Raw genomic sequence first — 11,680 nt, 5'->3', positions numbered from 1 at the left:
TTTACTACTAAGACTACAAAAACTTTGCTCTGTGAGCATCACCAGCAAGAAGGCCTTCCTGCCGGTGATAGCGATCAGTCGCGCTCCAGGTCGATATCGATACCCAGAGAACGGATCTCTTTGACCAGAACGTTGAACGACTCTGGCATACCGGCGTCGATCACGTGATCGCCCTTAACGAGATTTTCGTACACTTTGGTACGGCCATTCACGTCATCGGACTTCACGGTCAACATCTCTTGCAAGACGTAAGACGCGCCGTACGCTTCCAGTGCCCAAACCTCCATCTCACCGAAACGCTGACCACCGAACTGAGCTTTACCACCCAGCGGTTGTTGCGTCACCAGAGAGTATGGTCCAGTCGAGCGGGCATGCATTTTATCATCAACCAGATGATGCAGCTTGAGAACATGCATATAACCCAGTGTGACTTTACGTTCAAACGCTTCACCGGTACGTCCATCGAACAGGGTGACCTGGTTTTTAGACGGTGTCATACCCAGTTGTTCAGCGATGTGGTCAGGGAAAGCCAGATCCAGCATACGACGGATTTCAGATTCGTGGGCACCGTCAAACACCGGCGTTGCAAACGGAACACCATGTTTCAGGTTGTTCGTCAATTCCAGAATCTCAACTTCGGACAGGCTGTCGATGTCTTCCTGTTTACCTGATTCGTTATAAATCTTCTTCAGGAATTCACGCAGTTCTTCTACCTTAGCTTTTGCTTTCAGCATTTCGCCGATACGCAAGCCCAGACCTTTTGCTGCCCAGCCCAGATGCACTTCTAAAACCTGACCCACGTTCATACGGGATGGAACACCCAATGGGTTCAGTACGATGTCAGCCGGTGTACCGTCAGCCATGTAAGGCATATCTTCGATAGGCACGATACGGGAAACCACACCCTTATTACCGTGACGACCCGCCATCTTGTCACCAGGCTGCAGGCGACGTTTAACGGCCAGATACACTTTAACCATCTTCTGTACGCCAGGTGGCAATTCATCGCCCTGGGTCAGTTTGGTACGTTTTTCTTCAAATGCCAGATCGAACTGATGACGTTTTTCAGCGATGGAATCTTTCATCGCAACCAGAGCATTGGCAGCATCATCAGCAGCCAGACGAATATCGAACCAGTGATATTTGTCTATGCTTGCCAGGTATTCTTTAGTGATCTTGGTGCCTTTGGCCAGTTTGTTCGGGCCGCCGTCAGCGATCTTACCTTCGAGCATACGTTCCAGACGTTCGAATGCATCGCCTTCCACGATACGCAGCTGATCGTTCAGATCGAGGCGGTAGCGTTTCAGTTCATCATCGATAATCTGTTGTGCACGTTTGTCGCGTTGGATACCTTCGCGGGTGAAAACCTGTACGTCGATGACCGTACCTACCATGCCGGAAGGCACGCGCAGGGAAGTGTCTTTTACGTCGGACGCTTTTTCACCGAAAATCGCACGCAGCAGTTTTTCTTCCGGTGTCAGCTGAGTTTCACCTTTTGGTGTCACTTTACCGACCAGTGTGTCGCCAGCAGTCACTTCAGCACCGATGTAGACGATACCGGATTCATCCAGACGCGCCAGCTGATTTTCAGCCAGGTTGGAGATATCGCGGGTAATTTCTTCTGCACCCAGCTTGGTGTCACGTGCCACAACGGACAACTCTTCGATGTGAATCGAGGTGTAGCGGTCGTCAGCAACGACTTTTTCGGAGATCAGGATCGAATCTTCGAAGTTATAGCCGTTCCAAGGCATAAACGCGACCAGCATGTTCTGACCCAGTGCCAGTTCGCCCAGATCGGTCGAAGCACCGTCAGCCAGTACGTCACCGCGCGCAACCACGTCGCCGACCTTCACGATAGGACGCTGGTTGATATTGGTGTTCTGGTTGGAACGTGTGTATTTAATCAGGTTGTAAATGTCGACACCGACTTCGCCAGCCTGCGCTTCGTCATCGTTCACACGAATAACGATACGGCCCGCATCGATGTAATCGACTTTACCGCCACGCAGTGCCTGCACGGTCGTACCGGAGTCAACTGCTACAGTACGTTCGATACCGGTACCGACGAAAGCTTTTTCAGGACGCAGACATGGAACTGCCTGACGTTGCATGTTGGCACCCATCAACGCACGGTTCGCATCATCGTGTTCGAGGAAAGGAATCAGCGAAGCCGCAACGGAAACCACCTGGCCTGTCGCCACGTCCATGTACTGAACGCGTTCAGGAGAGACCAGAATTGTTTCACCAGCCTGACGGGAGGAAACCAGTTCATCGGTCAATGTACCAGCGCCGTCTATCGTCGCATTCGCCTGAGCAATGATGTAACGACCTTCTTCGATTGCAGACAGATAATCGATCTGGTTAGTGATCTTGCTGTCGATAACTTTACGGTATGGTGTTTCCAGGAAGCCGTATTCGTTCAGACGCGCATACAGAGCCAGCGAGTTGATCAGACCAATGTTCGGACCTTCAGGAGTCTCAATCGGGCATACACGGCCATAGTGGGTCGGATGCACGTCGCGGACTTCAAAGCCGGCACGTTCACGGGTCAGACCACCAGGTCCCAATGCGGAAATACGACGCTTATGCGTGATTTCGGACAGCGGGTTAGTCTGATCCATAAACTGGGACAACTGGGACGAACCGAAGAATTCGCGGATCGCAGCAGAGATCGGCTTGGAGTTGATCAGATCGTGCGGCATCAGGTTATCAGCTTCAGCCTGACCCAGACGCTCTTTAACAGCACGCTCTACACGTACCAGACCGGCGCGGAACTGGTTCTCAGCCAGCTCACCAACGCAACGTACACGGCGGTTACCCAAGTGATCTATATCATCCACTTCGCCACGGCCATTGCGCAGCTCAACCAGGATCTTGATCACAGCCAGAACGTCTTCGTTAGACAAAGTCATGGCGCCAGTCAGTTCATCACGGCCGATACGGCGGTTGAACTTCATACGGCCTACAGCGGACAAATCGTAACGTTCTTCGCTGTAGAACAGGCCATTGAACAGCGCTTCTACGGACTCTTCTGTTGGCGGTTCGCCAGGACGCATCATGCGGTAGATCGCAACACGGGCTGCCATCTGGTCAGCTGTATCGTCAGTACGCAGAGTCTGGGAAATGTAAGCACCCTGATCCAGATCATTGGTGTACAGCGTCTGGATATCGGTCACGCGTGCATCGCGCAGACGGCCCAACAACTCTTCTGTCAGCTCATCGTTGGCGTTAGCGATGACTTCACCGGTATCCGCATCAATGATGTTCTTGGCCAGTACACGGCCTAACAGGTAGTCTTCAGGTACGGAGATGTGTTTAACACCACCGGCTTCGATTTCACGTACGTGTTTCGCGTTAATACGCTTGTCTTTGGCAACGATGACTTTACCGGATTTGTCGGTAATATCGAAACGTGCGACTTCGCCACGCAGACGCTCAGCAACGAATTCCATCTCTGCGCCATCGCTGTGCAGATTGAAATTGTCGAATACGAAGAAGTTCGCCAGAATCTGTTCATTGTTCATGCCGATAGCACGCAACAGGATAGTGACAGGCATCTTACGACGACGGTCAATACGGAAGAACAGAATATCTTTTGGATCGAATTCGAAATCCAGCCAGGAACCACGGTAAGGAATAATACGTGCTGAGAACAGCAGCTTACCGGAGGAGTGCGTTTTACCGCGGTCATGTTCAAAGAACACGCCCGGGGAACGGTGCAACTGAGACACGATCACACGCTCAGTACCGTTAATCACAAAAGAACCTGTGGTCGTCATCAAAGGCAATTCGCCCATGTAGACTTCCTGTTCCTTCATTTCCTTGACGACTGGCTTAGTCGGGGATTCTTTGTCCAGAATGACCAGACGCACTTTCGCACGCAGTGGCGATGCAAAGGTCAGACCACGCAGTTGACATTCCTTGACGTCAAATGCCGGATCACCTAAAACATAGGACAAGAATTCGAGACGAGCGAACCCGTTGTGTGAAACGATAGGAAAAATCGAAGTGAAGGCTGACTGCAAGCCCTCATTTTTACGGTTTACCGGCGTTCTGTCTTCTTGCAGGAAACTTTTATACGACTCGATTTGAGTCGCCAGCAAGAACGGAACATTGTGGACGTTGGCGCGCTTCGCAAAAGATTTACGAATACGCTTCTTCTCAGTAAATGAGTAGTGCATGGACACTCCGTGAGTGACAAGGAAGGATGGAGAATTCAGGATTCCTGGCACAAAATTCAAGTAACTCTGCGACAAAAAACCTCAAGTCTCAGCCCTCGGTCTTAATGAACAGCTAAACAACCCTGAACGACAAAGAAGCCAAAGAGGAACCCTCTCTTACAAGAGGATTCCTGCCTTTGACTTCGGCAAATCCGAAGATTTGCCTTAATGCGAAATTACTTAACTTCGACTTTCGCGCCAGCTTCTTCCAGCTTTTTCTTAGCGGCTTCAGCGTCAGCTTTAGCAACACCTTCTTTAACTGCTTTAGGTGCGCCGTCAACCAGATCTTTAGCTTCTTTCAAGCCCAGACCGGTGATTTCACGAACTGCTTTAATAACGCTAACTTTGTTTGCGCCAGCTTCAGCCAGAACAACAGTGAATTCTGTTTGTTCTTCAGCTGCTGCTGCAGGACCAGCTGCTGCTGGACCAGATGCAACTGCTGCTGCGGATACGCCGAATTTTTCTTCGAAAGCTTTTACCAGGTCGTTCAGGTCCATTACGGACATCGCGCCTACGGCTTCCAGGATATCGTCTTTGCTAATTGCCATTTGAAACTCCAATTAATTAATTACATTGATACGGTATTTGACGGAAACAAAAACTGCAATTAAGCAGCTTCTGCTTCTTTCTTCGCTGCCACAGCTGCCAGAGCGCGTGCAAATGCAGATACAGGTGCCTGCATCATGCCCACAACTTGCGCCAACAGTACTTCACGGCTAGGAATGCTTGCCAATGCAACAACGCCAGCTTTATCCAGCGATTTGCCTGCATAGTTACCTGCTTTAACAACCAGTTTGTCGTTGGTTTTTGCAAAGTCTTGTACGACTTTAGCAGCTGCAACGGCATCTTCCGAGATTGCATAAATCAACGGACCAGTCATTTCAGAAGCGAGGCTGGCAAATGCAGTTCCCTCAACAGCGCGACGTGCCAGTGTGTTTTTCAACACGCGCATGTATACGCCTTGAGCGCGTGCAGAAGCACGCAATTGCGTCAAATGACCGACCTGGATGCCACGATATTCAGCCACGACGATAGTCTGTGCAGTTGCTACTTTTGCAGAGACTTCAGCGACGACGGCCTTTTTGTCATTCAGATTGAGACTCACGGTCAACCTCCATTAATGATAGTCAGTAGGCATATCAGGATGACATGCTTCCTTCGTATCGTTTCGAACACGGCGTCCGAAGTTAGGAGTTTCACTGGCGGACCAGTCCACTACAAAACTTGTTCGGGTACACCATCTGCGTTGGGTTCCTCAGACTTACGTCTTTGGTGTTTAACTGATTCCTGACGGACATCAGCCCAACGGTCTTTGACACTCTGGACAGATATTTCTATCTGTCCAGCCCAAAGAATCGCCCCATGGCGCGAGCCATGAGGACTTAATTACTTACTTAAGCCAGATTTCCGTGGTCAACACGTACGCCAGCACCCATCGTGGAAGAGATGGAAACTTTACGCAGGTAAACACCTTTGGAAGAAGCTGGTTTTGCTTTGTTCAAAGCATCGATCAACGCTACCAGGTTGGCTTTCAGATCTGCATCTGCAAAAGACTTACGACCGATAGTAGTGTGAATGATACCAGCTTTATCTGTACGGTACTGAACCTGACCTGCTTTTGCATTTTTAACTGCAGTAGCAACGTCTGGAGTAACTGTACCAACTTTTGGATTTGGCATCAGGCCACGTGGACCCAGTACCTGACCCAGTGTACCAACGATACGCATAGTGTCTGGAGAGGCGATCACTACGTCAAATGGCATGTCGCCAGCTTTAACGCGTTCTGCCAGATCTTCCATACCAACGATATCAGCACCGGCTGCTTTCGCTTCTTCAGCTTTTGCACCTTGAGCGAATACCGCTACACGTACAGTTTTACCTGTACCTGCTGGCAACACAACTGCGCCACGAACAACCTGGTCAGATTTCTTAGGATCTACACCCAGTTGTACGGAAACGTCGATGGATTCGTTGAATTTTGCTGTTGCGCACTCTTTGATCAGAGTAACTGCATTGTCGAAAGAGTAAACTTTCAGACGATCAACTTTAGTTGCGAGCAACTTTGCTTTTTTAGATAACTTAGCCATTACAGACCCTCCACCGTGATACCCATAGAACGGGCAGAACCAGCGATAGTACGGACTGCTGCGTCCATATCAGCTGCTGTCAGATCTTTTGCTTTAACTTTAGCGATTTCTTCAGCTTGAGCACGAGTGATCTTACCAACTTTGTCGGTATGTGGCTTAGCAGAACCTTTAGTGATGCCAGCTGCTTTTTTGATCATGTATGTTGCTGGAGGAGTCTTCATCACGAATGTGAAAGACTTGTCAGCAAATGCGGTGATCACAACAGGAATTGGCATGCCTGGTTCCATACCTTGGGTCTGCGCGTTGAACGCTTTGCAGAATTCCATGATATTCAAACCACGTTGACCCAGAGCTGGACCGATAGGTGGGGATGGATTTGCTTTACCAGCTGGCACTTGCAGCTTGATAAAACCAATAATTTTCTTTGCCATGTTGGCTCCTAAATAAAATGAGTATTAGCGCCTGACTTGATGCTGCTACTGCCAGGCTCCTCGGCTTGCATCAGTTTCTGAATTACTGCTTTCATCGTACTGATTGACGATTAATTCTTTTATTCTGATCAGACTTTTTCTACCTGAGCGAATTCCAGTTCTACTGGTGTCGCACGACCAAAAATAGTCACGGTGACGCGGACTTTCGATTTCTCGTAATTCACTTCTTCCACGCTGCCGTTGAAGTCTGTGAATGGGCCTTCTTTAATACGAACCACTTCACCTACTTCATACAAGACTTTTGGTCTTGGTTTTTCTACGCCATCCTGCATCTGTTGCAGTATCTTATCCACTTCATGCTGAGGGATAGGAGATGGTTTATTTGATTTACCACCGATAAAGCCGGTCACCTTGCTGGTATTTTTCACCAAATGCCAGGTATCGTCAGTCATTTCCATTTCGACGAATACATAGCTTGGAAACAGCCTGCGCTCAGTCACTGCCTTACGGCCGTTACGGACCTCGATAACTTCTTCAGTAGGAACCAGAATGCGGCCAAATTTGTCCTGCATTTCTGCACGTTCAATCCGCTCAACCAGAGCGCGCTGAACACTTTTTTCCATACCGGAATACGCATGGACGGCGTACCATCTTTTAGCGCTTTTAGGCACAGACACCACTGGCGCTGTACCTTGTTCGTTTTCCTGAATGTTTTCGCTCATTATTTTTTCCATCCAAGGATTACGTCATACAACATAAACTCGAGGAATTTATCTGTTCCCCAAAGGAAAATTGCCATCACCAGCACAAAACCAAAAACAACTGCGGTGATCTGACCTGCTTCCTTACGGGTAGGCCAAACTACTTTCTTGGTTTCACGAACAGATTCTTTAGCAAATTCAACAAAATTGCGTCCCAGATCTGAGACTGCCAACAAACCACCTGCAATTACCAGACCGGCCACCAGTGCAGCAGCGCGCACCCAGGTAGACTGACCAGCAAGAACATAAAATGCAGCAATTCCAGCAACTACAGCAAAAACCGCCAGAATGACTTTATATTTGTCATTGGAGGTACTGACTGTCTGGACGGAATGATTAGACATACTGTATTTACTTTCGGCGCCCTGCGGCTTTGATGGTGGCAGGGGCGGAGGGAATCGAACCCCCAGCCTACGGTTTTGGAGACCGTCGCTCTGCCAATTGAGCTACACCCCTACATTTTGAAACTGGCTGAATTTGAGCGGCAACCAGAACAGGTTGCCGCGCTTGATTCATTACTACAAATTACTCGATGATTTTAGCAACAACGCCTGCACCGACTGTACGACCACCTTCACGGATAGCGAAGCGCAAGCCTTCTTCCATCGCGATTGGGTTGATCAGTTTTACTGTGATCGATACGTTGTCACCTGGCATAACCATTTCTTTGTCTGCTGGCAACTCGATCGAACCAGTTACGTCCGTTGTACGGAAGTAGAACTGTGGACGGTAGTTATTGAAGAATGGTGTATGACGGCCGCCTTCATCTTTCGACAGAACGTAGATCTCGCCTGTGAAATGTGCATGTGGCTTGATCGAACCTGGTTTCGCCAATACCTGACCACGCTGGATGTCTTCACGCTTAGTACCGCGCAGCAGAACACCTACGTTGTCGCCTGCCTGACCCTGGTCCAGCAGTTTGCGGAACATTTCAACGCCAGTACATGTTGTTTTGACTGTGTCTTTGATACCAACGATTTCGATCTCTTCGCCGACTTTAACGATACCACGCTCAACACGGCCTGTTACCACTGTACCGCGACCAGAGATGGAGAATACGTCTTCAACTGGCAGCAGGAATGTACCGTCAACTGCGCGCTCTGGCGTAGGAATGTAGCTATCCAGTGCATCCGCCAGTTTCATGATCGCTTCTTCGCCCAACGCGCCTTTGTCGCCTTCCAGCGCCAGTTTTGCGGAACCTTGGATGATAGGCAGATCGTCGCCTGGGAATTCGTATTTGGACAGTAATTCACGTACTTCCATTTCAACCAGTTCCAGCAACTCAGCGTCATCAACCATGTCGCATTTGTTCAGGAAAACGATGATGTATGGAACGCCAACCTGGCGAGCCAACAGGATGTGCTCACGTGTTTGTGGCATTGGGCCGTCTGCTGCGGAGCAAACCAGGATCGCGCCGTCCATCTGCGCTGCACCAGTGATCATGTTTTTAACATAGTCAGCATGGCCTGGGCAGTCAACGTGTGCGTAGTGACGGCTTGCTGTTTCGTATTCTACGTGTGCAGTGTTAATTGTAATACCACGTGCTTTTTCTTCTGGTGCTGCGTCGATTTCGTCGTATTTCTTCGCTTCGCCGCCGAATTTTGCGGACAGAACTGTCGCGATCGCTGCTGTCAGTGTAGTTTTACCGTGATCAACGTGACCAATTGTACCGACGTTCACGTGCGGCTTGGTGCGTTCGAACTTACCTTTTGCCATTTTGGACTCCTAACGATTTTGATGAGAATACTCAGGCACGCGCCCGACGACTTCAGACTTGAAACACCAGCTTTAGTGGTGCCCTTGACGTGGATTGAACACGTGGCCTCTCCCTTACCAAGGGAGTGCTCTACCACTGAGCTACAAGGGCAGCTTGTTTCGCACAATAGCGATGCAAAAAACTGGAGCGGGTGAAGGGAATCGAACCCTCGTCATAAGCTTGGAAGGCTTCAGCTCTACCATTGAGCTACACCCGCAGGGGCTACCACTTCAGCCGCAATACAAATTCTTTAAAATTCTTTACCTGGTGGAGAGGGCTGGATTCGAACCAGCGTACTCGCAAGAGGGCAGATTTACAGTCTGCTGCCATTAACCACTCGGCCACCTCTCCGCAGGGAATCCCGAACTATATAGATCGACCTCACACCTGTCAAGGCTGTTTTCTAAAAAGAGTCAAAAAACGATAAAAATTTATTTTATTAACAATGAAATGACGAGAAAACAGCACACTTTTCCTATGCAGGCCTGTTTTTCAGCAGCCAGCTTAATTTCTCGCGTGATTGAGCTGAAAGGAGTCTATGTACGGTTTTTGCTGAAAATCATGGGAAAGTACAGCCAGCGGGCTGGCAGAGCGACGGTCCAGCGCAACAGCGACAAAGCGCCATTCTGCACAGCCTGCCTGCATAGCAATCGCGAGCGTGCCTTCAGCCAGTTCATACCCATGCCGCTCCGCCATAGCGATCAAATCTGTCTCGTCCGGCTGCACGCCGGGCTGAAAACGCAGGGTGATAGCAATCGCAGCACGGGCAGGTAACCAGGCTTCCAGTTTATGCACCCAAACCATACAGGCAGCAGACAACAGCGCCAGCAGTATCGCAGCGGCATAAAAGCCTACGCCAACCAGGATACCGATGGCCGATGAGGCCCAGACCGAGGCTGCCGTGGTGAGCCCGCTGATCGTGAAACCTTCCTTCATGATCACACCCGCACCCAGAAAGCCTATGCCAGTGACTATGCCCTGGATAGTGCGTGAAGGATCCAGATTCATCGGTGCCAGCGCCCTGCCGCCAAACCAGAAGTCAGGATAGCCAGCAATGACGACCAGCGCAGCCGAGGCCATGCACACCAGTCCATATGTGCGCATTCCCGCTGCCCTGCCATGGTAGGAACGCTCATAGCCCACCACAAATCCCAGCAGCATCGCGCCGAAAATATTGAGAAAAATGATCAGATTCGCATTAATCTCTGCTGCCGACCAAAAGCTCATGAAATGATTCAGATAGACATCCACTTTGCACATCCGGATAAAATAATTTATAGAATTTCAGTGTATCACCCCCTATTTCATGACATGACACTTTCCACGCCCACAACGGTGTAAGGCCAGATTTGCACAACCCTGGACAGTACCGCCACTGCGTTGTACACACTATGTAAAAGCTAAGCTGACGAGCAAGAATTTCATCTATATGTAAGCACCCGCTCTCTCCAATCCCCTTTTATAGCAATGACTTAGAGAAATAAGTGCCCAGTTTTCTTGCAGGCTACAATATCAACAAGCCAAATTTAAAATCCTGCTTACAAGCGAAAAAAGCTAATTAGTTGCGACATTTTCATGCTTACGCCAGGCACAACAGTGTTTGATTTTTTCCATGCGAGACTGATCGCCTGAGCTATAATGCGCGCTCTCAATCATTGGGGAGTAGCCAGCTTCAGCCCAGCTGAAGACGGCGCATCAACATACTTGACGGGTTCGTCATGGTGCGCCGGATCTGCGATTATGCGTGGATTTCGCAAGACCTTTGATAGTCGCATGGCGTTTCCAGGGATGGGGCGGCGTGCTGCTGTCATTGGCCAGTCCGCCCCGTCCCAAATATACTCATGGAAGCATTTTTCGTCTCTGCACTCGCTGTCACCGTCGGTGAAATCGGCGATAAAACCCAATTGCTTGCGCTGTTACTGGCAGCGAGGTATAAAAAACCTGCCCCCATTATTTTGGGGATACTGGTCGCAACTCTGGCCAACCATGCGCTGGCCGGGTTAATTGGTAGCTGGGTAGCCAGCCATATACCTGCAGACTGGTTACGCTGGGGACTGGGACTCTCATTTATCGCTATTGCAGCCTGGACTTTAAAGCCGGACGACATGGATGATGAGGGCATCCAGGATGGCCGCTACGGCGTCTTTTTACTGACCTGTGTGACTTTCTTCCTGGCTGAAATGGGCGATAAAACCCAGCTCGCCACAGTCGCACTGGCAGCAAAGTATGAAGCGCTGCTCAGCGTCATTGCGGGCACGACGCTGGGCATGCTGATTGCCGACGTACCGGCAGTGTTTTTGGGTAAAGTGGCGTCACCTAATTTTCCGTTTAAGCTGGTACGCTGGATCGCCGCAACTGTATTCGCCGTGCTTGGTTGCCTGGTACTGGCAGGTGCCGGTGACCGTTTTCTGTAAAGAATGCTAAA

The 11,680-nt window shown here is 49.8% G+C and carries 10 protein-coding genes, 4 tRNA genes and 1 riboswitch; of the genes, 1 reads left to right on the top strand and 13 read right to left on the bottom strand.

What is annotated here, in order from left to right; genetic code table 11:
- Positions 1 to 74: 74 nt before the first annotated feature.
- The 13 genes from rpoB to H8K43_RS03800 form a co-directional block, all read right to left on the bottom strand.
- Complete coding sequence (gene rpoB / locus H8K43_RS03860; protein WP_186902648.1) at positions 75 to 4,181, bottom strand: DNA-directed RNA polymerase subunit beta; 4,107 nt, start codon at positions 4,179 to 4,181, stop codon at positions 75 to 77.
- A 215-nt stretch (positions 4,182 to 4,396) separates the two neighbouring features.
- Positions 4,397 to 4,768: a 50S ribosomal protein L7/L12 gene (gene rplL, locus H8K43_RS03855; protein ID WP_162021611.1), complete on the bottom strand. Its 372-nt coding sequence runs from the start codon at positions 4,766 to 4,768 to the stop codon at positions 4,397 to 4,399.
- A 59-nt stretch (positions 4,769 to 4,827) separates the two neighbouring features.
- Positions 4,828 to 5,325 (bottom strand): 50S ribosomal protein L10, encoded by a 498-nt coding sequence (gene rplJ, locus H8K43_RS03850; RefSeq protein WP_186902647.1) that lies wholly within the window; start codon positions 5,323 to 5,325, stop codon positions 4,828 to 4,830.
- 289 nt (positions 5,326 to 5,614) lie between these two features.
- Positions 5,615 to 6,307, bottom strand: coding sequence for a 50S ribosomal protein L1 (rplA, locus tag H8K43_RS03845; protein WP_162021609.1), 693 nt, complete (start codon positions 6,305 to 6,307; stop codon positions 5,615 to 5,617).
- Complete coding sequence (rplK, locus tag H8K43_RS03840) at positions 6,307 to 6,738, bottom strand: 50S ribosomal protein L11 (RefSeq protein ID WP_162021608.1); 432 nt, start codon at positions 6,736 to 6,738, stop codon at positions 6,307 to 6,309. Before rplK ends, rplA begins: the two co-directional genes overlap by 1 nt.
- 128 nt (positions 6,739 to 6,866) lie before the next feature.
- Positions 6,867 to 7,460 (bottom strand): transcription termination/antitermination protein NusG, encoded by a 594-nt coding sequence (gene nusG / locus H8K43_RS03835; RefSeq protein ID WP_162021607.1) that lies wholly within the window; start codon positions 7,458 to 7,460, stop codon positions 6,867 to 6,869.
- Positions 7,460 to 7,843 carry a preprotein translocase subunit SecE gene (gene secE / locus H8K43_RS03830; RefSeq protein ID WP_186902646.1) on the bottom strand — a complete coding sequence of 128 codons (384 nt, stop codon included), beginning with the start codon at positions 7,841 to 7,843 and terminating at the stop codon, positions 7,460 to 7,462. The genes nusG and secE overlap by 1 nt, the downstream gene beginning before the upstream one ends.
- 36 nt (positions 7,844 to 7,879) lie before the next feature.
- Positions 7,880 to 7,955, bottom strand: a tRNA-Trp gene (locus H8K43_RS03825).
- Positions 7,956 to 8,024: 69 nt separating this feature from the next.
- Positions 8,025 to 9,215: an elongation factor Tu gene (gene tuf / locus H8K43_RS03820; RefSeq protein WP_186902645.1), complete on the bottom strand. Its 1,191-nt coding sequence runs from the start codon at positions 9,213 to 9,215 to the stop codon at positions 8,025 to 8,027.
- Between the two features lie 76 nt (positions 9,216 to 9,291).
- Positions 9,292 to 9,366: transfer RNA gene (locus H8K43_RS03815), tRNA-Thr, on the bottom strand.
- A 32-nt stretch (positions 9,367 to 9,398) separates the two neighbouring features.
- A tRNA-Gly gene (locus H8K43_RS03810) sits at positions 9,399 to 9,472 on the bottom strand.
- A gap of 48 nt (positions 9,473 to 9,520) precedes the next feature.
- A tRNA-Tyr gene (locus tag H8K43_RS03805) sits at positions 9,521 to 9,606 on the bottom strand.
- Between the two features lie 153 nt (positions 9,607 to 9,759).
- Positions 9,760 to 10,482 carry an MgtC/SapB family protein gene (locus H8K43_RS03800; protein WP_222610958.1) on the bottom strand — a complete coding sequence of 241 codons (723 nt, stop codon included), beginning with the start codon at positions 10,480 to 10,482 and terminating at the stop codon, positions 9,760 to 9,762.
- A 418-nt stretch (positions 10,483 to 10,900) separates the two neighbouring features.
- A riboswitch (yybP-ykoY riboswitch) is annotated at positions 10,901 to 11,007 on the top strand.
- Positions 11,008 to 11,096: 89 nt separating this feature from the next.
- Between H8K43_RS03800 and H8K43_RS03795 the strand changes: the two genes are divergently transcribed.
- A complete protein-coding gene (locus H8K43_RS03795; protein WP_186902643.1) occupies positions 11,097 to 11,669 on the top strand; it encodes a TMEM165/GDT1 family protein in 573 nt (190 codons plus the stop codon).
- Positions 11,670 to 11,680: the final 11 nt, after the last annotated feature.

Source organism: Cognatundibacterium curvum (assembly GCF_014284235.1).
GTDB lineage: Bacteria > Pseudomonadota > Gammaproteobacteria > Burkholderiales > Burkholderiaceae_D > Undibacterium > Undibacterium curvum.
Note: the sequence above shows the minus strand (reverse complement) of the source record. Positions and strands in the feature narration are given on the sequence as shown.